Source organism: Paenibacillus sp. JDR-2 (assembly GCF_000023585.1).
Lineage (GTDB): Bacteria > Bacillota > Bacilli > Paenibacillales > Paenibacillaceae > Pristimantibacillus.
The window spans coordinates 126,943-151,024 of record NC_012914.1; the positions used below are offsets into that span (position 1 = coordinate 126,943).

At 51.2% G+C, this 24,082-nt stretch carries 22 protein-coding genes; 13 read left to right on the top strand and 9 right to left on the bottom strand.

Features of this window, described 5'->3' with window-relative positions:
- Window positions 1–13: 13 nt before the first annotated feature.
- Complete coding sequence (locus tag PJDR2_RS00640; protein ID WP_012772120.1) at window positions 14–2,020, bottom strand: M1 family metallopeptidase; 2,007 nt, start codon at window positions 2,018–2,020, stop codon at window positions 14–16.
- A 103-nt stretch (window positions 2,021–2,123) separates the two neighbouring features.
- Here PJDR2_RS00640 and PJDR2_RS00645 point away from each other — a divergent pair, with 103 nt between their 5' ends.
- The 5 genes from PJDR2_RS00645 (at window position 2,124) to PJDR2_RS00665 (ending at window position 5,707) form a co-directional block, all read left to right on the top strand.
- On the top strand, window positions 2,124–2,645 hold the full coding sequence (locus PJDR2_RS00645) for a YwhD family protein (RefSeq protein WP_012772121.1): 522 nt from the start codon (window positions 2,124–2,126) through the stop codon (window positions 2,643–2,645).
- 84 nt (window positions 2,646–2,729) lie between these two features.
- Window positions 2,730–3,344 carry an RNA polymerase sigma factor gene (locus PJDR2_RS00650; RefSeq protein WP_012772122.1) on the top strand — a complete coding sequence of 205 codons (615 nt, stop codon included), beginning with the start codon at window positions 2,730–2,732 and terminating at the stop codon, window positions 3,342–3,344.
- Window positions 3,341–3,895 carry an anti-sigma factor family protein gene (locus PJDR2_RS00655; protein ID WP_012772123.1) on the top strand — a complete coding sequence of 185 codons (555 nt, stop codon included), beginning with the start codon at window positions 3,341–3,343 and terminating at the stop codon, window positions 3,893–3,895. Before PJDR2_RS00650 ends, PJDR2_RS00655 begins: the two co-directional genes overlap by 4 nt.
- 34 nt (window positions 3,896–3,929) lie before the next feature.
- Window positions 3,930–5,078 carry a hypothetical protein gene (locus PJDR2_RS00660; protein WP_012772124.1) on the top strand — a complete coding sequence of 383 codons (1,149 nt, stop codon included), beginning with the start codon at window positions 3,930–3,932 and terminating at the stop codon, window positions 5,076–5,078.
- Entirely contained in the window at window positions 5,075–5,707 is a 633-nt protein-coding gene (locus PJDR2_RS00665; protein WP_012772125.1) for a hypothetical protein, read from the top strand. Before PJDR2_RS00660 ends, PJDR2_RS00665 begins: the two co-directional genes overlap by 4 nt.
- A 52-nt stretch (window positions 5,708–5,759) precedes the next feature.
- On the opposite strand, the gene PJDR2_RS00670 is transcribed toward PJDR2_RS00665, so the two are convergent.
- The 7 genes from PJDR2_RS00670 to PJDR2_RS00700 form a co-directional block, all read right to left on the bottom strand.
- The gene (locus PJDR2_RS00670; protein WP_012772126.1) at window positions 5,760–6,485 is read right to left on the bottom strand and encodes a peptidylprolyl isomerase; all 726 of its coding nucleotides are present in this window, start codon (window positions 6,483–6,485) and stop codon (window positions 5,760–5,762) included.
- A gap of 121 nt (window positions 6,486–6,606) precedes the next feature.
- Window positions 6,607–6,939, bottom strand: coding sequence for a cytochrome o ubiquinol oxidase subunit IV (gene cyoD, locus PJDR2_RS00675; protein ID WP_012772127.1), 333 nt, complete (start codon window positions 6,937–6,939; stop codon window positions 6,607–6,609).
- 1 nt (window position 6,940) lies between these two features.
- Entirely contained in the window at window positions 6,941–7,567 is a 627-nt protein-coding gene (gene cyoC / locus PJDR2_RS00680) for a cytochrome o ubiquinol oxidase subunit III (protein ID WP_012772128.1), read from the bottom strand.
- Window positions 7,568–9,544, bottom strand: coding sequence for a cbb3-type cytochrome c oxidase subunit I (locus tag PJDR2_RS00685; RefSeq protein ID WP_012772129.1), 1,977 nt, complete (start codon window positions 9,542–9,544; stop codon window positions 7,568–7,570).
- A gap of 21 nt (window positions 9,545–9,565) precedes the next feature.
- Window positions 9,566–10,519 carry a ubiquinol oxidase subunit II gene (gene cyoA / locus PJDR2_RS00690; RefSeq protein WP_012772130.1) on the bottom strand — a complete coding sequence of 318 codons (954 nt, stop codon included), beginning with the start codon at window positions 10,517–10,519 and terminating at the stop codon, window positions 9,566–9,568.
- Between the two features lie 222 nt (window positions 10,520–10,741).
- Window positions 10,742–11,050, bottom strand: coding sequence for a hypothetical protein (locus tag PJDR2_RS00695; protein ID WP_012772131.1), 309 nt, complete (start codon window positions 11,048–11,050; stop codon window positions 10,742–10,744).
- A 127-nt stretch (window positions 11,051–11,177) separates the two neighbouring features.
- The gene (locus PJDR2_RS00700; RefSeq protein WP_012772132.1) at window positions 11,178–13,271 is read right to left on the bottom strand and encodes a transglycosylase domain-containing protein; all 2,094 of its coding nucleotides are present in this window, start codon (window positions 13,269–13,271) and stop codon (window positions 11,178–11,180) included.
- Window positions 13,272–13,422: 151 nt separating this feature from the next.
- Here PJDR2_RS00700 and speE point away from each other — a divergent pair, with 151 nt between their 5' ends.
- The 4 genes from speE (at window position 13,423) to argS (ending at window position 17,140) form a co-directional block, all read left to right on the top strand.
- Window positions 13,423–14,250, top strand: coding sequence for a polyamine aminopropyltransferase (speE, locus tag PJDR2_RS00705; RefSeq protein ID WP_012772133.1), 828 nt, complete (start codon window positions 13,423–13,425; stop codon window positions 14,248–14,250).
- Between the two features lie 154 nt (window positions 14,251–14,404).
- Complete coding sequence (locus tag PJDR2_RS00710; protein WP_012772134.1) at window positions 14,405–14,938, top strand: DNA-deoxyinosine glycosylase; 534 nt, start codon at window positions 14,405–14,407, stop codon at window positions 14,936–14,938.
- 79 nt (window positions 14,939–15,017) lie between these two features.
- Window positions 15,018–15,464, top strand: a complete 447-nt coding sequence (locus tag PJDR2_RS00715) for a DUF1934 domain-containing protein (RefSeq protein ID WP_012772135.1) — start codon at window positions 15,018–15,020, stop codon at window positions 15,462–15,464.
- Window positions 15,461–17,140, top strand: coding sequence for an arginine--tRNA ligase (gene argS, locus PJDR2_RS00720; RefSeq protein ID WP_012772136.1), 1,680 nt, complete (start codon window positions 15,461–15,463; stop codon window positions 17,138–17,140). The genes PJDR2_RS00715 and argS overlap by 4 nt, the downstream gene beginning before the upstream one ends.
- A 660-nt stretch (window positions 17,141–17,800) precedes the next feature.
- Here argS and PJDR2_RS00725 read toward each other — a convergent pair.
- Window positions 17,801–18,931 (bottom strand): S8 family peptidase, encoded by a 1,131-nt coding sequence (locus PJDR2_RS00725; RefSeq protein WP_012772137.1) that lies wholly within the window; start codon window positions 18,929–18,931, stop codon window positions 17,801–17,803.
- Window positions 18,932–19,301: 370 nt separating this feature from the next.
- Between PJDR2_RS00725 and rpoE the strand changes: the two genes are divergently transcribed.
- The 4 genes from rpoE (at window position 19,302) to PJDR2_RS00745 (ending at window position 23,977) form a co-directional block, all read left to right on the top strand.
- Window positions 19,302–19,883 (top strand): DNA-directed RNA polymerase subunit delta, encoded by a 582-nt coding sequence (gene rpoE, locus PJDR2_RS00730; RefSeq protein ID WP_012772138.1) that lies wholly within the window; start codon window positions 19,302–19,304, stop codon window positions 19,881–19,883.
- A gap of 373 nt (window positions 19,884–20,256) precedes the next feature.
- A complete protein-coding gene (locus PJDR2_RS00735) occupies window positions 20,257–21,861 on the top strand; it encodes a CTP synthase (protein ID WP_012772139.1) in 1,605 nt (534 codons plus the stop codon).
- Window positions 21,862–21,995: 134 nt separating this feature from the next.
- The gene (locus tag PJDR2_RS00740; protein WP_012772140.1) at window positions 21,996–22,394 is read left to right on the top strand and encodes a response regulator; all 399 of its coding nucleotides are present in this window, start codon (window positions 21,996–21,998) and stop codon (window positions 22,392–22,394) included.
- A 329-nt stretch (window positions 22,395–22,723) separates the two neighbouring features.
- The gene (locus tag PJDR2_RS00745; protein ID WP_012772141.1) at window positions 22,724–23,977 is read left to right on the top strand and encodes a UDP-N-acetylglucosamine 1-carboxyvinyltransferase; all 1,254 of its coding nucleotides are present in this window, start codon (window positions 22,724–22,726) and stop codon (window positions 23,975–23,977) included.
- Window positions 23,978–24,082 lie beyond the last annotated feature (105 nt).

Sequence of the window (24,082 nt, forward strand, 5' to 3'; positions counted from 1 at the left end):
TCGAAAGCATAGTTCACCAGCCCAATAATCCGAGCAGGCCCTGAATGACATTAGAAGTGCCAAGACTCCAACGGGTACGCGTGACCTCAGATAAGTCGGCCTTCATATAGTCGTTGATATGCTTATTGTCGAGAACGTTTGTATGCTGCGGATCGACGGCAACCCATTCGAGCGGAGAGCTAAGGACAACCTTGTACTGAACTTGAGCCTCTGTCGGATCCCAGGACTTTGGAACAATGGTGCCGTCCTTGAACTTCAGGACAACCGGAACCGGACCGTTATAGCCGCCGTTGCGCTGAAGAGAGACAACCGATTCATACATCCGCGTTCCATCCTGCTCGACGGGATGGACATTAATGGACTCCACGGATACGTCCGCCATCTGATTGCCGTAGACATATTGGTCGAAGTAATTGTTCCACTTCTGTTTGGTTACCTGCTCTACAACGCGCTGGAAGTCGGTGGTGGTCGGATGCTTGAACTTATATTTCTGGAAGTAGGTGCGCATAATCTTCTGCATCATTTTCTCGCCGACCTGCTTCTCGATGCCAATCAGTACGAGCTTCGCCCGCATGTACACATTCTCGGCATAGACGTTATTGCTTGGGTAAGCCCAGGATGGCTGCTTCAGCGGAGCGGGATCCGTCATATAGCTCGCTTCCAGCGGCAGGTTGGCTTCGATGCCGTATTCGCTGGCCATGACTTTATCTTCTGCATAGGAGGTGAAGCCTTCGTCGAGCCAGGCTTCCTCGAACTCATTCGAAGCTACCATGCCGTACCAGTATTGATGCCCGACCTCATGCACGACGGTCCTCTCGAGACTGTAGCCCGGATTGTCCGTCTCTGCGGCGAAGGCCGTAACAAGTGTCGGATATTCCATTCCTCCGGAGCCGTTGGCTCCCTTGGGAGGCACAACAACCGATAAGGTTGAATACGGGTACTCGCCGTACCATTGCCCGTATTTGGAGAGCGCGGATTTGGCGGCATGCATATACCGGTCCTTCAAATCCTCATGCGCAGGATCCAGATACAGCTTGATGCGCACACCCGGAATGCCAGGGCCGGATAATGTGTCTTCATAATAGATAAAGTCCGGGGAAGCGGCCCAGGCAAAGTCATGAACGTCATCTGCGTAGAATTGATAGATCGCCCGGTTATCCTTTTTCTCTACTGCCTTCGTCTGAAAACCCGTTGCTGCAACGGTATAGGATTCCGGCACCTGGATACGGACGGAATAAATGCCGAAGTCGCTGTAAAACTCGGAGTTGCCGTGGTACTGATGCGTATTCCAGCCTTCCGTCGTGCGGCCTCTTGTCCCAGCTGTTTCGTACACGGCCAGCTTAGGGAACCATTGTCCCGCCATCACGTAATTGCCGGAGTAGCCCATACGCGCGAATACTTCGGGCAGCTTTACTTCAAAGCCCATCTCGAGGGTGACCGATTTGCCCGGGGCTACCGGTTCGGGCAGCTTAAGCTTGGCCAGCGTAAAGTCATTCGGATTGTTGTCATCGGGCTGAACATAATGCAATCGCGGAAGCAGGCTTTCCCCTTCCGTCGTCTCCAGCGTCAGCAGCTTCATGTAGCCCTGGCTTGCTTCGGTTGCTTTATCCGAGCGCAGCTTGCCGCCGGATTCCTTCATAAACGTGGTTTTGTCCGACATGAAGGCATTCGGATAGAGGTGGAAGTACAGCTCGGACACCGTCTTCTTGCCCGGATTCGTCCAGGTGACGGTCTGTTGGCCGTCGAGATACCGGATGTCGTCGCGAAGCGAGACGTTGATATGGTACTCGGTGATCCGCTTGCTAAGCGCCTGAGGTTTAGGAGCCACGTTGTCAGGTTGGGACGAGGCGGGCGGCTTGGCCGATTTTGGCGCAGAATCGGTCGCTGCTTTGGCGGCAGGGGCGAGAGCATAGGTATATTGGGATTGCCAAGCGCGGCCGAAGCCCTGCTGGATGGAGAGGCCGAGCAGGACGGCGGTAAGCGTAAACAGCAACAATCGTTTGACGTAGCGTGGAGACATGATACAATTCCCTCCCGTGACAAGCATCTACAGCATGTATATGTTTGCTTTTCGCGGATTATTAGCTAAAATGGAATTATTGTACGGGGAAGGTGGAAGAGCTATGACGGAACAGCAAGGACAGCCGGCAGAGCCGGAAAAAAAAGAGAAGAAGTCTCTCTCTCTTAACGTAGTGAGCAACAAACAACATAAAGGCTTTGGAGCCGGAACGATAGATTTAAGTGCAGTATCCTGCGTCATTATTGATAATGGCGTAGCCTATATCGATGACGGAGCGATGCATGCGAAGAGCAAGGTGGAGCGGGGCATCAAGTTCAGTCCGAACAAAGAAGACTGCCCGAACGGCCGCAAATGCTGGATTGTATGGACAGCCGTTGAGCGCGGAGAAGAAGGCTCCTATTATGCGGGGGCTACGGCATGCGAGATGTGGATCGATACCGAAGCGCGCCGCGGCTGGAAAATTCTCGCCGATCATGTGAACAAGCTGGATGCTGCGATCAAGCGCAAGTATAAGCTTGAGGAGCTGGATGCGGAAGAGAAAGCGGCTTTCCGCAAGCTTCTGGCCGAACATAATGAAGAATGGTGGAATAATTCGCCTGAAGAGCTTAAGGAAGCCTTAGCGTAATCAGAGAATTTAATAACCGGGGATCGTAAGGCGGATGGCCGCGCGATCCCCGGTTTTTTTCTTGAAGAATTATTTTTGAAAGATGTGCAGGGGTTGAGTGCAAAGCTGTCGTCTATTATAGCGGGAAGGGAGGAGAGCGAGATACAAGACGAACAATGGATCACAGCCATCAAGAACGGCGGTCCTGCGGCGTTTCAGACTTTTGTAGACGAATATGGGCCCTATATCTATCGAACCGTGTTTGCTGTCATCCGTTCGCCGCATGATGCGGAGGACGTGACGCAGGAAGCGCTGCTGCAAATCTATCGCTCCCTCCCGGAGTTCCGAATGGACGGCTTTAAGACGTGGATTACCCGCATAGCCGTCAATAAGGCGATTGATTGGAAGAGAAGCCGGATGCGCAAGCCCGAGGAGCTGGTGGACAGCTTGACGGGACTTGAGGCGGAAGGCATGATGGCAGGCCGCGGGCCGGCCGTTGAGGCAGCGGTTATAGACCGCGAAGAGCAGCGGCAGGTGCGTGAGCAGGTGGAACAGCTGCCGGACAATTACCGTGAAGTCGTGACCGCTTATTATATGGAGAACAAATCGTACGAGGAGATCGCGGTTCAGACCGGACTAGAGAAAAAAAGCGTAGAGTCGAGGCTCTACCGGGCACGTAACTGGATCAAGCGGCATTGGCGGAAGGAGGACTTCGAATGAATGAGCAAGAGTGGAAGGAACATGTGACGGCAGCAGACCTGGCCGCTTATATCCATGATGAACTGGCTGAACATAAGCGGGAGGAGATCGAGCTGCATATCGCGGCATGCGAACCGTGCATGGAGCTTTTTATGACCGCGATAGAGGCATCGGAGGCTGGGGAATCGAATCCGGCATCTGATGGACCGGCAGCGGCAAGGACTGTCATCCCGGATATGAAAAAGCTGGGGAAGCGGGTTGTCGATATCCTGCTCGCCGAGTCGGCAAGAAAGAAACCGGTTATGCGGGCGGAGCCTGCCCGCCGCCAATCGTTCCTGCAACGGCCCGTTGTTCATTTCACTGCCGCTGCGGCCATTACGCTGCTGCTGCTTGGTACAGGAACGTTTAGCGGAATCTCGGCCAAATTGGGAGAGATGGACTCCCATTCCGTACCTGCGGAGCAGACGATGGAGAAGGACGCGGAGCAGCCGCAAGGACCAACCTGGTCGGACAGAATGGTAAACCGTACGTCTTCCTGGTTCGATAAGCTGGAGAATGACCGTTTTAAATAAGGAAGAATGATTGATGGAGGAGAGGAAAGACGAAATGTCAAAAAATCCGGTAGTCGCTTTATTGCTGTCCTTTATTCCGGGCGTCGGGCATGCCTATCTAGGGCGTCCGTTTCGCTGCCTGCTGTATGGAGGAGGGTTCTTTGGCTCCTTAATGCTTTTGTTTATTGCAATACAATCCGGGGACGGGGGAGACATTGGCCTCTTCTTCTTATTCACGGCCGCTCTCAGTTGGCTTATTAATATGATCGATATGGTCGTGACGCTGCTGTCGCCTAAACCTCCTGTTGTACCGTACAACGAGCGGGGAGATATCCCGTTTGATCCGGGCTATATGGCGTACGAGCAGCAGCGGGAGAAGACAAGCACCGTGATGCTGTCCCTTATTCCGGGTCTCGGTCATATGTCGCTTGGTCTTATGCAGCGCGGCATTACGTTCCTGGTGGCTTTCCTTGGACTGTTCGCGATTGTCGTCTTTATCGGGGTCGTAACGAATACCTCGGCGTTCCTAGTTTTTCTGCTGGGGCTGCCTGTAATCTGGATCTATAGTATCTTTGATGCGATTCAACAGCTTCACAAGAAGCAGCGCGGGGAAGAGCTGAACGACCGTCCGTTGTTCGAGGAGATTGAGAACCATATGGGTACCGGCCGGAAAAATAAAGTGCTGGCCGCGATTCTGTCGCTCTTTCCCGGAGCGGGACATCTGTATCTGGGCATGCAGAAGCGGGGCCTTCAGCTGATGGGCGGTTTTCTTATCGCCATCTATTTGATGGATTCGCTGCGGCTGTCGATCTTCTTATTCCTGATGCCGCTGCTCTGGTTCTATGCCTTCTTTGACTCCATGCAGCAGATGTCGCGTTACGAACGCGGCGAGCTCCACGATCAGGCGGTAGTCGCTCAGCTTGCCCCTTATCAGAAGTGGATCGGAATTGGCCTCTTGCTGCTTGGCATTTATTATCTGGGTGACCGGGTAATGGGCGGCTATATCTCGCAGACATGGCCGGGAATCTATGCGGAGTATGTAAAACTGAAATATAATCTGCCAACCGCCATCGTTGCTTTTCTGATGATTGCTCTTGGCTTCCGGTTAGTGTTTGGAAGCGGCAGCAGAAAGTCGTATCCGGCGCCTGAACCTCTTCCGCCTCATCCCGCGGAGATGATGAGAGAAGAGGAGGGAGACCGATGAGAGAATGGCGGGTAGGTTCGCTGTCTATGGGCATTACGCTTCTCCTGATCGGCGTTTCCATTGCCATATCGATCTGGAGCGGTAAGGATGCGCTGAATACGCTGCTGTGGGTGGCGCCCGTCGTTTTTATCCTGCTTGGAGCGGAGCTTCTCATCCACCTCAAGCTGTCGGGGAAGGAACGGCCGGTTATGCGTTACGATTGGATGAGCATGTTCTACGTGGCGGTTATCGGGGCAGGCAGCCTGCTTATGGCGTCTTTTACGTCGACGGGACTGCTCGGGGAAGTACGGGACCAGCTGCAAATGACGGAGCGTACGGCTATCGTACAGTCGGATCCGGTAAAGGTACCGGACGGTATCAAGAAGATTGTCGTGCAGTCGCTTCGCCCGATCCAGCTCGACCAAGGAGAGGTTCGCGCCGTACAGCTTCTCGGGCAAGTGCAGTACTGGTCGCCTAAGCCGCTTAAGCAGCCGGAGAAGATGGTAGCAACGAGCACAGTAGGCAGCACTATGTACGTTCTTATTAATAGCTTCGAGCATAAGGATGGCTCCATTGGTTCGGAGAACATCAATCAGGAGCTGACGCTTGTTCTGCCGCAAGAGATAGAGGTAGAGAAGCGGGGCTTTTAATACGGTTGAAAAAAGGCAGTTTCTCGCTTATTGCGATGAACTGCCTTTTTTACTATTTATTCACCTTTTCAGGCTCGGCAAAGGTCATGCCTTTTGTATCGACAGTCGCTTTCTTAATCGCCATCGGTTTAACCGGACGGGAGCCTTCGCCCGTCTTCTCGGTTGCCTGATTGACGATTTCATCCACTGTGTCCATACCTTCTGATACTTTGCCGAATGCCGCGTAATCGCCGTCAAGCGACGGGGCATCGGCAACCATAACGAAGAACTGGGAGCCTGCGGAATCGGGATCTCCGGAACGTGCCATGGAGATTACGCCGCGCGTATGTAACAGATCGTTCTGGAAGCCGTTGCTCATGAACTCGCCCTTAATGCCGTAGCCAGGGCCTCCCATGCCAGTGCCTTCGGGATCGCCTCCCTGAATCATGAAGCCGGGGATCACGCGATGGAAGATCGTGCCGTCATAGAAGCCTTTTTTCACAAGCGAAACGAAGTTGTTGACGGTATTTGGAGCAATCTCCGGGTACAGCTCAACCTTAAACGATTTGCCGTTATCCATCTCGACCGTTACGACCGGATGCTTATCGGAGCCAAGCAGCTTGTCCGGCTGAGGCGGCTGGGTGGCTTCCGGCGTTGCCGTTGCGTTAGCCGCTCCGGAGCCGCTTGTGCCGTTGCTGTTGGAGCTAGTCTTGCTGCCGCCGCCGCAGCCGGCAATGACGAGCAGTAACGCTGCCGTAAGCAGTACAAGCACCGGCAACCCTTTATTGCGTTTAAACATCGTTAAAAAGCCTCCTCTGAGGGTGTTTGTCCTATCGTTCTAACCGTAATCATACCATAGCGTTCGGAATGAAAAAAAGCCCGGGCGCTTCTCCAAGGAGAAGACCCGGGCTTCTTGCTTGTTAACCTACAGTGTTGTAAGCCATAATCCAGATCGAGCCAGCAATGATTGTAACCAAGATGACAAGACCGAAGATAAGCGCCATAACGTTGTAGCGCGGCTTCTTCTCTTCGCGAAGATGCATGAAGAAGAAGAGCTGAACGACGAACTGCAGGACCGCCATGATCAGAATAAAGATCAAAGTCGGCGTTTTGTCCATCATATCGTTCAATACAACGACAAGCGGCAGAATCGTAAGAACGATGGAAATAACAAAACCAATGACATAGGATTTCATCGAGCCATGGGATTCGTGTTCATCATGCCCGTGTCCATGCGTGTTAGGGTTCGCCATCCTACATCACCCCCATCAAGTAAACGACCGTGAGGACGAAGATCCACACAACGTCAAGAAAGTGCCAATACAAGCTGACAATGGTAACTTTGCGTTTGGTAACCGGCGTGATGCCGCGTTTGCCGATCTGAATCATCAGGCCAACCATCCAGCAAAGACCAACCGAAACGTGAAGTCCGTGAGTACCTACCAGCGTGAAGAATGCGGACCAGTAACCGCTTGTACCGATCGTAACGCCTTCGTCGACCATTTTGATAAACTCGGATACTTCAAGGAAAATAAACGATGCGCCTAGAAGAGCCGTAATGATCAGCCAGCCGATCAGGCCTTTTTTATTGCCTTTGTGCATTTGAAGAACAGCGATACCGCTGGTGAAGCTGGATGTTAACAAGATAAACGTTTCGGCGATTACGCCGGGCATTTCGAACATTTCATGCGGCGTAGGACCGCCGTTTGTGCTGTTATGCAGGACGGAGAACGTCGCGAACAGCGTACCGAACAAGATAACGTCGGTTATAAGAAACATCCAGAAGCCAAGAACCTTAATCGATTCATGATCGTGATGATCATCATGGTGGCCGTGATCGTTATGATCATGGCCGCCATGAGGCGTCACTGTGTGTGCCATTTACCGTACCCCCTTTAATGCTGCTTCCGTGCGTTCAATCTCATCAACCGGAATGTAATAATCCGGGTCGTAATCGAAGGAACGGGCGAACATGCAGCAAGCAACGCCGATCAGGCCCGGAACAATCATCCAAGTCCAGTGCCATACAAAGCCAAAGCCGGCGATGAAGAAGAACACAGACATTATGAACGGAATACCGGAGTTTCTCGGCATATGAATTGGTTCCAGCGGACCAGGCGGTTTAGGTTGAATACCTTTCGCGCGGCGCTGTTTCTCTTCCCACCATTCATCCGAGCTTGTAACCTCAGGAAGATGTGCGAAGTTGTACATTGGAGCCGGCGATGGAATCGACCATTCGAGCGTACGGCCTTCGCCCCATGCGTCTCCGGATTTTTCTTTCTTCAGGAACTTGATGCTGTGCGCAATCTGCCACACTTGGAAAATAAAGCCCAGACCCATGATGAAGGCGCCCACCGTCGAAACGATGTTAAGCGGCTGCCAGCCAAGGTCGAAGTTGTATTCGTTGAAACGACGTGTCATACCCATCAGGCCAAGCGCGTATTGCGGCATGAAGCAGACATAGAAGCCGATATTCCACAGCCAGAACGCCCATTTGCCAAGGCCATCATGCAGCTTGAAGCCGAACATTTTTGGCCACCAGTAGTACAGGCCCGCGAAGTAACCAAATACAACGCCGCCGATGAGCACTTGGTGGAAGTGCGCAATCAGGAAGTAACTGTTATGGAACTGGAAGTCAGCAGGCGCAACCGAGAGCATAACCCCCGTCATACCGCCGACGACGAAACACGGAATAAAAGCAATGGTCCAGAGCATTGGCTGGCTGAAGGTGATCCTTCCTCGGAACATCGTAAACAGCCAGTTGAACACTTTTACACCGGTCGGTATGGCAATCAGCATCGTCGTAACCGCGAAGAACGCGTTGACGTCGGCGCCGGAGCCCATGGTGAAGAAGTGGTGAAGCCAAGTAAAGAACGAGAAGAAGCTGATCGACATAAGAGCGAATACCATGGACTTGTAGCCGAACAGTTTTTTCTTCGAGAAGGTAGATACGACATCCGAGAATACCCCGAAGGCCGGCAATATAACGATATATACTTCCGGGTGACCCCACATCCATATCAAGTTGACGTACATCATCGGGTTGCCCCCGCCGTCAAGCGTGAAGAAGTGAGCGCCCAAGTAACGGTCGATGAACAGAAGGAACAGCGTAACCGTCAGAATCGGGAATGCGAACATGATTGTAATCGAAGACGACAATACGGACCAGGTGAACATCGGCATTTGCATGAGCTTCATGCCTGGCGCACGCATCTTCAGAATCGTAACAACGAAGTTGATACCGGACGCAAGGGAACCGATACCGGAGATCTGAATACCCCAAATATAGAAGTCTTGGCCAAGGCCCGGGCTACCGGACAGCTCGGAGAGCGGCGGATAAGCCAGCCAGCCTGCATCAGGCGAACCCCCGATAACGAACGATACGTTGAACAGCATGGCGCCAAAGAAGAAGAGCCAGAAGCTGAGGGAGTTCAGGTAAGGGAACGCAACGTCGCGCGCGCCAATCTGGAGCGGTACAACGATATTGAACAAACCAAACATGAGAGGCATCGCCATGAACAAGATCATGATAACGCCGTGGGTTGTAAAGATCGCATTATAGTGTCCTGCATGCAGGAACTCTAATTGCGGTACGGCCAGCTGAGTACGAATCAGAAGGGCGTCGACGCCCCCGCGGAACAGCATGAGAAGCGCTGCGATAACGTACATAATACCGATTTTTTTATGATCGACGGTTGTCAGCCATTCGGTCCACAACCAGCGCCATTTTTTGAAGTAAGTCAGAGCGATGACAATCGCTACCGTGGAAAGCCCGATCGATACCTGGGCACCCAGGATGAGCGGATCGCCCGTGATGAAAAAGTCATTCATCAGGAAGTCCCAAAATTCTTTAAACATAGTGCATCTCCTTTCCTTACATTATGATTTAACTTCATTAGAAGTGGAGGCCGACTCTGTGTCATGTCCGCCTTCCGCATCATGAATAGGCTTCGATTTCTGCCCGGAGTTAGGAGCATCCGCTCCGTTTGGACCAACATATTGCATAACGACTTGATCGAACAAGCCTTTAGGGAATGCCGAGAAGGATTGCTGTTCGGACGAACCTGGCAGCTTCAACTCTTTAAAGCCTTCCTCTGTAAGGGCAGGCGAAGTTTGCTTCACGCTGTCTACCCAGGCATGATAATCGGCATCTGAAGTTGCTTTAACGTTAAACATCATTTTTGCGAACTGCTCGCCTGTGAAGTTTGCGCCCATACCAAGGAAATCGCCAACCTCATCAGCCTGCAGGTACAAGGTCATTGCCATACCGCTCATCGCGTAGATCTGACCGCCAAGCTGCGGAATCCAGAAGGAGTTCATCGCTTGGTCCGCCGTTACGCGGAAGCGAATTGGAGTATCTTCAGGGATCTGAAGGTAGTTGACCGTCGAGATGCCTTCATCCGGATACGTGAAAAGCCATTTCCAGTCAAGCGATGTCGCTTCAATAGTAATCGGCTGTTTAGCCGACTCAAGCGGTTTGCTTGGTTCGAGATCATACGTGTATTTGATCGTCACCGTCGCTAGAATAGCGATAATGATAATTGGGATCGCCCACCAAATCGTCTCCAGCTTTGTGCTGTGCTCCCAGTTAGGCTGGTAGCCGGCTTTGTTGTCTTTCTTGTCGCGATAACGCCACACGATAATCGCAGTCAGGATCAGGACCGGAACGAGAATGATCGCACACAGCCAGACAGTGATCCAGATGAGATCTTTTTGCGATTCGCCGATTGGCCCCTTAGGATCGAGGACAACGTATTGGTCGCTGCAGCCGGACAGCATTACGGCTATCAGCATAATCATCAACGGAACCAGAAAGCGAATGTACTTTCTCATGATTTGTTTCAACTCCTCAATATTGCTTCTTGTCATTAAGATTAGCAGAAGTCGCTCAAAATAACTGCTGGCTTAACAATTACGACAACAATTCGTCTTTTTTCTGTAAAAGAAAGTTCACTATATTGACAACTGTACCTTTTTTCCTTGGAAATAAAACACAAAAAAGCCGCCTCCCGTCAATATTGACGAAAAGGCGGCTCTTTAAAAGCGGATTTCACTTCACAAAATAGGATTGGACGGATCATCCTTTTGTTCGTCTTCTTTTGCTTGATGGATTCTTGCGTGGACCAAACCGATAGCCGTGCCGATCGTGTAGATAAATACGCTGCCGACAAGGCACCCGACACCAATCATCAGAGTTGTATTCTTATCACTAAAGTGGCTGATTTTGATTAGGCATAACAACACACCTACTGTCAAACATGTCCATGCAAATATAGTCATTAGAGTAACGAGACGTTTCACGCTTGCAGCTGTTACTTCCGAATCCGACTTTACATTGCTTACCGTTGCAGTTTTCGTAGCCATCTGAAACACTCCCATAAAGTTTGTAAGTGCTTACTTCTTGGTTCTACTATACCACAGTATATGGCGTTTGTTCAAAGAAATTTCACTTTTTGATCATATTTCGGACAAATTTTGATTCCAGGACATGCTAATTCTTCCACCAGCGCTTCAGATCATTCCACCAGGTTTGGCTGTTATCCTTGGTTGCATTGTCCGCAGGGGTATCTTTCGACGCAGGTCCGCCGCAAACCTCGGTAGGTTCTGTTCCCGCCACAAAGGATTCAAGCCGTTTGTTAGCGCAGGTGGCTGCTGCTAGCTTGCCGCTAGTCGGATCGACATATACGTTAACGACGCCGTCCGGAATCGGAAAGATCTTAGGCGGAATGGCAGTTAACGCCTGCTCTGTGAACTGGGCAAAGATTGGAGCCGCGCGGTGAGCTTCGGTTACGGTCAGCTTGCGGTTCTTGTCGTAGCCTACCCAGACGGCGGTAGCCAGCTCCGGCGTATAGCCGACCAGCCAGGCATCCGTTGAGGTGGTTCCGGTCTTGCCGGCTACCGGTCTCTTAATAATGGAAGAAACCCGGTTAGCTGTACCGCCTCCCTCGAACACGCTCTCCATTAGACTGGTCATCACATAAGCTTCCGCCGGATTAATAACCTGTTCTTCGTGATGCTCCGCTTCATATATAATATGTCCGCTCTTATCGGTGATGCGTAAGATAGCAACAGGCTCTACCTTTACGCCGCCGTTTGCGATAACGGAGAATGCGGAAGCCATCTCAAGCGGACTAACCGGGAAGGTGCCTAGCGCCAGGGAAGGAACCGGGTTCATCGGGCTTGTGATGCCCAGCTTGCGGGCCGTTTCGATAACGCGGTCGGCGCCCACCGTCATAATGGTGTTCACGGCGTAAATGTTATCCGAGCTCGCAATCGCTGTGCGCATATCGATGAAGTCATTGAAATATTTATCGTTGTAGTTATGCGGCTCATACTTTTTTCGTCCCTCGTCGTATGTAAAAGCTGTCGGTTCGCTCTTGAACCTGGTGACCGGCGTCATAAAGCCGCTGTGCAGCGCCGTCAGATACAGCACCGGCTTGAACGAGGATCCGGGCTGGCGTGTTTGGGCAAGTGCCCGGTTGAACTGATTCGTCTTATAGTCGCGTCCGCCGATCATTGCTTTTATATACCCGTTGCGCGGGTCAATAGAAACAAGCGCCGCCTGCTGCTCTCCGCTGCCGGCAAGGCCATTCTTGACAGCATCCTCCGCAGCACGCTGCGCGGCAGAGTCCAGCGTGGTATAGATCGTTACGCCGCCTTCATTAAATAGCTGCTCATTGATGCCCAGCTTATCGACGGCTATGTAACGGATATAATCGCGGAAATAGGGAGCAAAGCCTGCCTGCTCGCCGGAACCAAGCGGCTGGAAGTTCAGCACTTCCTTGTAAGCTGCATCCGCTTGCTCCTGCGTAATGTCGCCGGATTCGGTCATTGCATGCAGGATGGTCAGCTGCCGGTCTTTCGCGTTTTTCATATCCATAAACGGCGAATAATATTTGGGTCCCTTCGGAATGCCGGCTAGCATCGCGCTTTCCGCTAGCGTTAACTGCGAGGCATGCTTTTTGAAATACAGCTGGGAAGCAGCTTCAATTCCGTAGGCGCCATGCCCGTAATAGATCTGATTCAGGTAAAGAGCCAGAATCTCATCCTTGGAGTAATTCATCTCCAGCTGTACCGTATACATGGCTTCCTTCATCTTGCGCTGCCATGTCTTCTCGTGAGTGAGATACAGGTTGCGGGCGAGCTGCTGCGTCAGCGTACTGGCTCCTTGCTTGGCCGACATCGTTTCCACGTTGACCAGAACGGCACGGGCCATTCCTTTCATATCAAACCCTCTATGCTCGTAGAAGCGGTGGTCTTCGATCGCCAGCGTCGCCTCCACCAGATAAGGTGAAATTTCTTTAAGCGGTACGGAGCTGCGATTCTCTCCGGTGTGGAACGTATCGATCACCTGCCCCTGCAGATCAAGCATGCGGGAGGATTGGCTAATCGAAGTGACCGGAAGAGATTGAAACTTTAAATAGAGGAGCATGGACACGATGCCAAGCACGACAACGGCGGAAATGGCTGCGGTTAAGCGCAGGCTTTTTTTGAACCTCATAACATGAGGAAGAAAACGTTCGGTTATAATAGGAAAAGCATATTTGCGGCGCGGCTTGCCCGGCCTGATCTGCTGCTTCTTCATGATGGTGCTCCCTTCGCAAGAACGACCTTTTCCTTAGTATGGAAAAACGTGAGTGACGATATTCATGGAAGCGAGCAGAAAAGGTTGATTTTTCGCCCCGAACTACTATAATACATGGTGAACCATTGACGGAAAGAAGGGATTTATCGAAATGGAATTGTGGTATACAGAAAAACAAACCGAGAACTTCGGCATTACGGCGAAGATTACAAAAACGTATGTAAATGAACAAACTGAGTTTCAACAGCTCGATATGATCGAAACGGAAGAATTCGGCACAATGCTGGTTCTCGACGGCATGGTCATGACTACGGTTAAAGATGAGTTCGTGTATCACGAAATGGTAGCCCATCCGGTACTCTTCACGCATCCGAATCCGGAGCATGTGCTTGTAGTAGGCGGCGGCGACGGCGGCGTTATCCGTGAAATTATGAAGCATCCAAAAGTGAAGAAAGCCGTTCTCGTTGATATCGACGGCAAGGTTATCGAGTACTCGAAGAAATACCTGCCGACCATCGCAGGCGAACTGGACAACCCTCGCGTTGAAGTGCTCGTAAACGACGGCTTCATGCATATTCATGATCATAAAAATACTTACGATGTCATCATGGTTGACTCTACGGAGCCGGTTGGCCCAGCAGCTAACCTGTTCACGCGCGGTTTCTACCAAGGCATCTACGAAGCGCTGAAGGAAGACGGCATCTTCGTGGCTCAAACCGACAACCCTTGGTTCAAGGCCGACCTGATTCAAAGCGTAAACAAAGACGTGAAGGAAGTATTCCCGATCGTTCGCGTATACGGCGCTAACATCCCGACTTACCCAAGCGGCCTGTGGACCTTTACTATGGGCAGCAAGAAGTACGATCCGCTTGAAGTGGACGAAGCTTCCATCACTGAAATCCCGACGAAGTACTACACTCCGCGCCTTCACAAAGCGGCATTCGTTTTGCCTAAATTTGTTGAAGACCTCGTGAAGTAATATTAATAGTAACGTTTCATGCGAAGAGGCGACCTTCTCCCGCGGCTTTTAATAAGCTGCACGGATTAGGCGTCTCTTTTATTTTTAAGGCGCTGCTGGTGTAGAATACGTAATGAAGATTTTTGATGCAGGAGCTAAAAGGAGTGGACGGTATATGGAGCAAGATCAAGCGGAGCGCATCTATTCATTCCCGCCGGTCATTGACGAGCGGGCCCGCGTATTGGTGCTGGGTACGGCGCCAAGCGTGAAGTCGCTGGAGCACCGGCAGTTCTACGGTCATCCCCGCAATTATTTTTGGGGAATGGTGTATGGCTTGTTTGGCGCGGGAGTACCGGATGAGGATTATGGGAAGCGTCTTTCTTTTTTGCAGGATCATCATATGGCTGTGTTTGACGTGATTAAGTCCTGCGAACGGCCCGGCAGCCTTGACGTAAACATCAAAAACGAGGAGCCCAATGATCTGCCTGCATTGGCGGGCGAGTATCCGGAGCTGAAATGCTTTGCTTTTAATGGAAGCAAGGCGTACGATACGTTCCGCAAATATTACCGCGACCATCCGGCGCTTCAGCATCTCGCACTCTTGAAAATGCCTTCGACAAGTCCGATTCCCACGCAAAAGATGCGGAATCTCGAGGACCGGATCGAGGCTTGGAAGGCGATTCTTCCGTACCTGGAATTATCGGAATAGCGCCCAATCGTTGAAATTACGGGGCTTCCTGTATATAGTAGTAACATACGAGAAGACTGGAGATATAGGAGCTTTTGCGATGCAAGACAGAATGGCGGTTAAAATTACGCTGACTAGCACCCAGGATGGGGAGTCCGTCGTACATACGTATACAGGGGAATGGTTCCGCAAGGAACGATCGGTTTATATCCGGTACGAAGAGCCGGTGGAGGGAAGTGCTTCCCCAATTCGGACACTTGTGCGTTACCGGGAGGACGAGCTGTCGATCACGCGCCGGGGCGTCGTTGAATCGGAGCAGCTGTTTGTGCCCGGCGAAATGCGAAGAAACGGCTACTACCGCTCTCCCTTTACATCGTTTCAGATGGAGACGGCAACCGCATTTATTGAACTCAAGGGAGTGGACGGCGAGAAGCCGGCTTCCGCGGAACCGCCATGCGCGATTGAGTGGCAGTATGAACTATGGATGAATGAACATTTGTCGGGCCGGTTCCTTAACCGGCTCCATATACAGGAGGAGAAACAATGAGTACGAACGTGTTGGAGCAAATGTATGAGAAGGTGAAGGAGGCGATTGCGGACGCGGCGGTAGCAGGCGGTCTTGCGGCTCGCGAGGAGCTTCCTGCCTTTGTGCTGGAGGTACCGAAGGATAAGGCGCACGGCGACCTGGCGACAAACGCGGCTATGCAGCTTACCAAGCTGGCCAAGAAAAACCCGCGTCAAATTGCCGAGACGATTATCGCGAACCTGAACGGTGAGAAGTTCGGCATTCAATCGGCCGAGATTGCAGGCCCGGGCTTTATTAACTTCCGCATGGACAAAAGCTATTTATATTCCGTTGTCGGCGAGATTACGGCTGCGGGAGACGACTACGGGCGTACAAAAGAAGGATCCGGCCAACGCGTGGAAGTCGAATTCGTCAGCGCGAATCCGACAGGCAATCTTCACCTCGGCCATGCTCGCGGCGCAGCCGTAGGCGATGCGCTTTGCAACGTGCTGGACTTCGCAGGTTATGAAGTAACCCGCGAGTACTATATTAATGACGCGGGCAACCAAGTCAACAATCTGGCGCGCTCGATTGAAGCACGTTACCGCCAAGCTCTTGGTCAAGACGCGGAAATGCCGGAAGACGGCTACCATGGCGAGGACATCGTTGGTTTCGGCAAGCTGCTTGCGGAAGAGAAGGGCGACAGCCTTCTGTCCTTGTCCGATGAAGAGCGCTTCGCATTCTTCCGCCAATTCGGTCTGGAAAAAGAACTCGACAAAATCAAACGCGACCTTGGACTCTTCCGCGTCAACTTCGATATCTGGTACAGCGAAACTTCGCTGTATGAGAGCGGCCAAGTGGAAACGGCACTCGAGGCACTGAAGGCAAAAGGCCAGGTGTACGAAGAAGAAGGCGCTACGTGGCTGTCGACTATGCCTTACGGCGACGACAAGAACCGCGTTCTTGTGAAAAATGACGGTTCGTACACGTATTTGACGCCGGACATCGCGTATCACCAAGACAAATTCAGCCGCGGCTACGACAAAATGATCAACATCTGGGGAGCTGACCACCACGGCTACATTCCACGCGTGAAGGCTGCTATGGCTGCGCTTGGGAATGACCCTGACAAGCTGGTTGTATTGATCGCTCAGATGGTAAGCCTGTTCCAGGACGGCGAAAAAGTGAAAATGTCCAAGCGTACCGGCAAAGCCGTTACGATGCAGGATCTGATGGACGAAGTTGGCGTTGACGCCATTCGTTACTTCTTCACGATGCGCAGCATGGATTCGCATCTGGATTTCGATATGGACCTTGCGATCTCGACTTCGAACGAGAACCCGGTCTTCTACGTGCAATATGCGCATGCCCGCATTTGCAGCATCTTCCGCCAGGCGGAGGAGCAAAGCGTTGCTATCCTGCCTATCGGCGACATCGACTTCGGCAAGCTCTCGTCCGAAGCCGAATTCGATCTGCTTCGCAAGCTCGGCGAGCTGCCGCAGGAAGTGTCGGAAGCCGCGGCTCAATACGCGCCGCATCGCCTGATCCGCTATGTGTATGAACTGGCTTCGCAGTTCCACAGCTATTACAAAGCCGAGCGCGTCATTACCGAAGACGCGGCTCAAACCCAGGCGCGCATCGCTTTGCTCGGCGCTGTCCGCATCGTTATCGCCAACACGCTCCGTCTAGTTGGCGTATCGGCTCCGGAGCGTATGTAATCCGCTCGGTTAAACAAAAAGCAAAGCCGCCGGTTTACGCTGGCGGCTTTGCTGCGTTTTGGGAGCGGCGCTTCGTACCCGCTGTCTGCTGCAAGAGCGAGCAAGTCTTCGCTTATATGCAGCCGATCTCCATTCCGTGCGCCGGCGTTCCAATCTAGTGCGGCCATCCGAAGGTAACTTGCGCTGCCATAACCTTTGCTCACACGCAGTAACTATTGCACACGTTGTAAGGAGTACAGTAAATTTCGTTATTTGAGCATGCAAGCGCTTCGTACATCGCATTTAATGCAGTATATCAACTCTAAAGAGGCACTAATCGGCCATTTTAGCCCAATTATCATGTATTCGATACAACATAGCTCCCAATATTGGCCTAAACTCGGCCAATATCCTGCATTCAATACAGCGTAGCAATCGCTGTCGGCCTAAACGAAAAGAAACCGTTCCGGGGTACCCAGAACGGTTTCTTCTGTTTCTTTAATCAGGACCGATGAAAAGGGCAAGGACAATGTATCTCCCGGAAGAGCGAAGCGCTTGCCTTTGATGACTGAGAAATCTCGTTTACCAACGAGCACATTCAAATTTCTCAGCGTCAACAGCAACTGTAGGGAGATACATTGTTCGCCGCCAGATATTCAAAGGCAAAGTGTGTTTCTCTTTCTATCGGTCCGCCGCCCCCAGCATCTTCATCACATCAAGCTCCCCGGTATACCGGGGAGCCTTTGTGCTCCGAAGCGGCAGGTACGACTTTTTCAAGATCGCTTTAATCTCCGCGGGAGACAATCCCGGCTTATGAGCCAGCAGCAAAGCGATGGCCCCGCTGACATGGGAGGTAGCCATCGATGTCCCGCTCATCTCGTGATACTTGCCGCGGAGCCAAGCGGAAAAGATTTTGTCGCCGGGCGCGTAAATGTCAATAAACGTACCCCGGTTGCTGAACGGCGCGATGCGACGCAGCTTGTTTGTTGCCCCGACCGAGATCGTCTGCGGATATCTGGCCGGATAATCGACAGTCCGGCGTTTGCCGTCGTTGCCCGAAGACGCAACAACGATAACGCCGGCATTATAAGCGTTGTTTATCGCATTGAGGAGAGCTTTGCTGCGCGTCTTCATGCCAAAGCTCATGTTAATAATGTTGACCCGGTTGCGGACGCACCAATCGATGCCGAGAATAATGTCGGATACAAAGGCGCTGCCGTTATGGTCAAATGCTTTTACCGGGAGAATTTGTGCCCGCGGAGCAATGCCGATCATGCCTTGTACCTGGTTAGCGGCCGCAATGGTGCCCGCGATGTGCGTGCCGTGACCGTTGTCATCATGAGGCAGCATGCTGCGGTTGAGCAAGTTAATGCCACGCGACAACGATTGGCGGAGATCGGGATGGCTAAAGTCTACGCCGGTATCGATGACGCCGATTTTGATGCGGTGTCCGGTAGTCGTGCTCCAGGCAAGCGGTGCTTTGATTTGCTGTACGCCCCAGGGGATGCCTTTTTCCAGTGGCATGGTTTTTGCTGCGGTGTGAACGGTAATACGGCGGTCGTCCTCGATCCATACGCCACCGGAAAAGCCGGATAAAGTTGCTTCGACAGGGAGCTGACAAGATATTGCACGAATGATGCGCATTTGCTTAACCGGCTTCAGTTCCGGGGATGCTGTCGATGCTTCTGACCACTCCTGCAGAAACCGTCGATAGTCACCTTGCTGCTGAAATCGGATAATCCGATTTTTTGTCGTTTGGCCCGTGCAAGCCATCGTGTCCTTCAACCAATGGAGAAAAGCGGTGATGTCCAATTACGCGTCCCCTCCCGACGGACGATGCTGAACTATTGTATGAAGCAGGGAGAGCGGCCGCATGAGCAACTTGCCTTTTTTTAGATAATTAGGCGTGAAGCCGTGTCAAAATGACGTTCAGTACATAGGATGATGTAAGAGTTCTAACGACTCTTACGCTCCGGTCTCGCATTACACAATGCGTGCTCCGGATGGATACAGTCAAAGCGAAGGGACAGCCCTTCGCTTTTTTCTTTTTTGCAGGGAAGATTTGCATAGCCGGGAAGCAGCCCGGGGACGGCTTGCTTTTTTGAATAAAATAGGTTTTACTATACTTTGATAATGGTTATGATTACGAAAGTATGAAGATAGCAAGAGAGGATGTGTCCATATGAGCAGCGGCAATATTGCATTGAAGCTCGATCCTGAGCGGATAAAAGAAATGCCTATGGTCGACTTGGCGTTTGAATTGTTGAAATCGGCCAATACGCCTTATTACTACCGTGACCTGATGATGGAAATCGCGAAGGTTCGCGGCCTGTCTGCGGACGGAGTTAACCAAGTAATCGCTCAAGTATATACGGAGATTAATATTGACGGCCGTTTCGCCTGCGTTGGAAGCAATATGTGGGGATTGAAACGCTGGTATCCGGTTGAAAAGAACGAGGATCCGATCACGAACGCGAAGCGTCCTCGTATCATTAATGACGAAGATGATGATGAAGATCTGTTCGCGGATGAAGAAGATGATTCGTACACAGCGGATGAGGAAGATTACGATTCTTACGATGAAGATCGTGAATTCGGCGAAGCGGAAGCTGAAGAAGAAGTTGACGAAGAGGTTGGCATCGAAGACGAAGAACTCGAAGATGATGAGTCTGAAGAGGAAATCGACGCTGATGCTGAGCTTGACGATGAAGACTCCGAGGACGAAGATTTTGAAGACGATGAGGAAGAAGAAGACGATAAATAATCATCCTCAGGCTTGCCGTGTTTAAGCTTGACAGTCCGCATACGGGCAGAGTAAACTATTGCATGGGCTTTAAGATTCGGTTAACGTACCGCATAAGCAGCAATGGCTTACCTTCCCGTTTTTGAAGGATACAAGCCTCTGCGGATTTAGCATTTGCCGCGTTTTCCGGCAAGCTAAACGTTATAATAATATGCCAAATGAAAAGTGCCCCGTGAAGACGGGTGTCACTTTTTTTGTTTGTAGAAGCAAGTTCAGGAGCCTGATTTGTTCATCCATAAACTGGACAGAGGAATAGAGAGTCTGCTAATCCATGTTTATTGTACAAATGGGATAACCTAAACATAACCAGAGGAGCATGGAGGGTATTAGCAAAGTGACAAAATATATTTTTGTAACCGGGGGCGTCGTTTCATCGCTTGGCAAAGGGATTACTGCTGCATCACTCGGTCGTCTGCTTAAGAACAGAGGTTTGAAAGTAACGATTCAAAAGTTCGATCCTTATATCAACGTTGACCCGGGAACGATGAGCCCGTACCAGCATGGCGAAGTATTCGTAACAGACGACGGTGCGGAAACAGACCTTGACCTTGGGCATTATGAACGGTTTATTGATATTAACCTGACGAAGTACAGCAGCGTAACAACAGGCAAGATCTATTCGAACGTTATTTCCAAAGAACGTCGCGGCGAATATCTGGGCGGAACGGTTCAAGTTATCCCGCACATTACGAACGAAATTAAGGAGCGCGTATACCGCGCGGGCAAAGAAGCCGGCTCCGACGTTGTTATCACCGAAATCGGCGGTACCGTGGGCGATATCGAAAGCTTGCCTTTCCTTGAGGCGATCCGTCAAATTAAAAGCGACATCGGGCGCGACAACGTGATGTATATTCACGTAACGCTTATTCCATATATCAAAGCAGCGGGCGAAGTGAAAACTAAGCCAACGCAGCATAGCGTAAAAGAACTCCGCAGCATCGGCATCCAGCCTAACGTAATCGTATGCCGTACTGAGCATGCGCTGTCGGAGGACCTGAAACGCAAAATCGGTTTGTTCTGCGATATCGACGCTAACGCGGTTGTTGAATGCATCGATGCTTCGACCTTGTATGAAGTACCGCTGATGCTTCGCGAGCAAGGTCTCGACGATATCGTTGTGAACCATCTGAAGCTTACAACAAACCAGCCGGACATGACGCAATGGGAAGATCTTGTGAACCGCGTGAAATCGCTGCATAAAACAACGGAAATCGCCATTGTCGGTAAATACGTTGCGCTGCATGACGCTTACCTTTCCATTGTAGAAGCTCTGGGGCATGCAGGTTACGATGCGGACTCCGAAGTGAAGCTCCGTTGGGTGAACGCAGAAGAAATCGACGACGAGAATGTTTCGGAAATGCTTAAGGGCGTTCACGGTATTCTGGTACCCGGCGGCTTTGGCGATCGCGGTATTGAAGGCAAAGTATCGGCTATCCGTTATGCCCGCGAGCAGCAAATTCCGTTCTTCGGCATTTGCCTTGGCATGCAGGTTGCCGTTATCGAATACGCGCGCAGCGTAGCAGGCTTGTTCAATGCGAACAGCGCGGAGATCAATCCATCGACGCCTTATCCGGTTATCGACCTTCTGCCGGATCAGAAAGACATCGAGGATATGGGCGGCACTATGCGTCTTGGACTCTATCCTTGCAAATTGAAGCCGGGATCGCTTGCGGCTACTGAATACAACGACGAGCTTGTGTACGAGCGTCACCGTCACCGGTATGAATTCAACAATGAGTACCGTGAGCGCATTGAATCGGCGGGTCTTCGTATTTCCGGTACTTCGCCGGACGGCCGTCTGGTGGAAATGGTGGAGCTTCCTGAGCATCCATGGTTCCTCGCGGTTCAGTTCCATCCGGAATTCACATCTCGTCCGAACCGTCCGCAACCGCTCTTCCGCGGCTTTGTGCGTGCGGCATTGAAATACTCCGGACAGTAAGAACAGCTGTTCTGACATCCGATGTCTCCAATTTTTTTAATGGAAAAGCAGGATAATGTACCTCTCCGCGCGAATATATTAACGATTATGGAAGAGTTGACCAGTTGTAGGTCGAGTCGCGGGAGGTAAATATCTTGGAGAAGAAGAAGCTATTGATCGTTGATGATCAGAATGGCATCCGTGTGCTTCTGATGGAAGTGTTCAGCAGTGAAGGCTACAATACTTTCCAAGCTTCAAACGGTAGGTTGGCACTGGAAATTGTAAAAGCCGAGAATCCTGACCTCGTTCTGCTTGATATGAAGATTCCGGGGATGGACGGGCTTGAAATTTTAAAGCATGTGAAGGCAATCAACCGTGATATCAAAGTCATCATGATGACTGCATACGGCGAGCTTGACATGATCAAGGAAGCGACTGATCTGGGTGCCGTTATGCATTTCACGAAGCCGTTTGATATTGATGAGATGCGGATTGCGGTTAATATGCAGCTCCACGGCGGTAATTCCAATAACCGCTTTGCGGTAGGGTCCTAAGGGACCCTTTTTTTTATGAGAATTCCCTTCTTTGAGGATTAATTTGCGTGTCCAAAATTAAAGGTTTCTCACCAATTGCCTACTTCTGTAAGAGAAATACCATTCCCTGTCCCGATATGGTATAATGGCTCAGAATCAAAGGTCTAATAGTTATGTTAATCTTTTATTAATGATAAAATTGCGCTTCGCAAGGAAGCAAAACAAGCAAAGTGTACTAAATAGGAGTACGGGATAATGAGCCGCCCATCACGGCGAGCGTGTCAGTATGAGCTCGCGCCATATGGCGGTTTTCCTATGTTTCTTCTTACATTTCGGGAGGACTATATTTGATGGAGAAATTGATGATACGCGGTGGACGTCCGCTGCGGGGCACCGTCCAAATAAGCGGAGCAAAGAACAGTGCCGTCGCTCTGGTTCCGGCTGCCATATTGGCAGAATCAGAAGTGGTATTGGACAATTTGCCCCATTTGAGCGATGTTGTCGTATATAGTGAGATCCTGCAGGACCTCGGTGCTGTCGTAAGCTGGCAGGGCGATGTCATGAAGATTGATCCTTCGCGACTTGAATCGAAACCGATGCCTAATGGAAAAGTGAAGCTGCTGCGTGCTTCTTATTATTTGATGGGCGCTATGCTTGGACGCTTCGGGGAAGCGATTATCGGATTGCCGGGCGGCTGTAATTTCGAACCAAGACCAATCGACCAGCATATTAAAGGCTTTGAAGCCTTAGGGGCTACCGTTACCAACGAACATGGCTCGATGCGGATTCACGCCAAAGAGCTGCGCGGAGCAAAAATTTATCTCGACGTCGTCAGCGTTGGCGCGACCATTAATATAATGCTTGCGGCCTCTCGGGCCAAGGGCTCCACGATTATCGAAAATGCGGCAAAAGAGCCTGAGATTATAGATGTAGCAACGCTTCTGAATGCGATGGGCGCACGGATTAAGGGTGCTGGTACGGAGACGATCCGGATTGAAGGGGTAGACAGCATGCATGGCTGCCGTCATTCGATTATTCCGGACCGGATTCAGGCAGGTACTTACATGATCGCAGCCGCTGCAACACGCGGTGATGTTACCATCGATAACGTCATTCCGAAGCATATGGAAGCTATGACGGCGAAGCTTGAAGAAATGGGCGTAACCGTTCAGGAAATGGACGAGTCTATCCGTATTATCGGTGCACCGGAGTATACGGCCGTTGACGTGAAGGCTCTGGTCTACCCGGGCTTTGCAACGGATCTTCAGTCGCCGATGACGACGCTGCTTGCTCAAGCCAAGGGAGTAAGCATCTTGAGCGACTATGTCTACAGCAACCGTTTCAAGCATGTACCGGAGTTAAACCGGATGGGCGCGAATATCCGAGTGGAGGGCCGTTCAGCGATTATTGAAGGCGGGGAGCTGTTTGCGGCAAAGGTAAAAGCTGCGGATCTGCGGGCAGGTGCCGCGCTTGTGATCGCGGGTCTTACCGTCAAAGAAGGAATTACGGAGATCACTGGCGTAGAATATATTGACCGCGGTTATGACAATCTCGTTGATAACTTGCGCAGACTTGGCGCGGATGTATGGCGGGAGACGGAATAATTATAATTTTAACGAAATGTAACACCCGATTTGACGTCTTTCTAGGAGATTGGACGAATAGAATTCGTCAAATCGGGTATATAATGATAGCTAAAACTGAATACA

Bases quoted from the DNA above. Each gene is read 5' to 3' on its own strand.
- PJDR2_RS00710 (WP_012772134.1), top strand. From the start codon at position 14,405: ATGGAGCAAGATCAAGCGGAGCGCATCTATTCATTCCCGCCGGTCATT.
- PJDR2_RS00695 (WP_012772131.1), bottom strand. From the start codon at position 11,050: ATGGCTACGAAAACTGCAACGGTAAGCAATGTAAAGTCGGATTCGGAA.
- PJDR2_RS00685 (WP_012772129.1), bottom strand. From the start codon at position 9,544: ATGTTTAAAGAATTTTGGGACTTCCTGATGAATGACTTTTTCATCACG.
- PJDR2_RS00645 (WP_012772121.1), top strand. From the start codon at position 2,124: ATGACGGAACAGCAAGGACAGCCGGCAGAGCCGGAAAAAAAAGAGAAG.
- cyoA (WP_012772130.1), bottom strand. From the start codon at position 10,519: ATGAGAAAGTACATTCGCTTTCTGGTTCCGTTGATGATTATGCTGATA.
- PJDR2_RS00700 (WP_012772132.1), bottom strand. From the start codon at position 13,271: ATGAAGAAGCAGCAGATCAGGCCGGGCAAGCCGCGCCGCAAATATGCT.
- PJDR2_RS00745 (WP_012772141.1), top strand. From the start codon at position 22,724: ATGGAGAAATTGATGATACGCGGTGGACGTCCGCTGCGGGGCACCGTC.
- PJDR2_RS00665 (WP_012772125.1), top strand. From the start codon at position 5,075: ATGAGAGAATGGCGGGTAGGTTCGCTGTCTATGGGCATTACGCTTCTC.
- PJDR2_RS00660 (WP_012772124.1), top strand. From the start codon at position 3,930: ATGTCAAAAAATCCGGTAGTCGCTTTATTGCTGTCCTTTATTCCGGGC.
- argS (WP_012772136.1), top strand. From the start codon at position 15,461: ATGAGTACGAACGTGTTGGAGCAAATGTATGAGAAGGTGAAGGAGGCG.
- cyoD (WP_012772127.1), bottom strand. From the start codon at position 6,939: ATGGCGAACCCTAACACGCATGGACACGGGCATGATGAACACGAATCC.
- PJDR2_RS00640 (WP_012772120.1), bottom strand. From the start codon at position 2,020: ATGTCTCCACGCTACGTCAAACGATTGTTGCTGTTTACGCTTACCGCC.
- rpoE (WP_012772138.1), top strand. From the start codon at position 19,302: ATGAGCAGCGGCAATATTGCATTGAAGCTCGATCCTGAGCGGATAAAA.
- cyoC (WP_012772128.1), bottom strand. From the start codon at position 7,567: ATGGCACACACAGTGACGCCTCATGGCGGCCATGATCATAACGATCAC.
- speE (WP_012772133.1), top strand. From the start codon at position 13,423: ATGGAATTGTGGTATACAGAAAAACAAACCGAGAACTTCGGCATTACG.
- PJDR2_RS00670 (WP_012772126.1), bottom strand. From the start codon at position 6,485: ATGTTTAAACGCAATAAAGGGTTGCCGGTGCTTGTACTGCTTACGGCA.
- PJDR2_RS00715 (WP_012772135.1), top strand. From the start codon at position 15,018: ATGCAAGACAGAATGGCGGTTAAAATTACGCTGACTAGCACCCAGGAT.
- PJDR2_RS00655 (WP_012772123.1), top strand. From the start codon at position 3,341: ATGAATGAGCAAGAGTGGAAGGAACATGTGACGGCAGCAGACCTGGCC.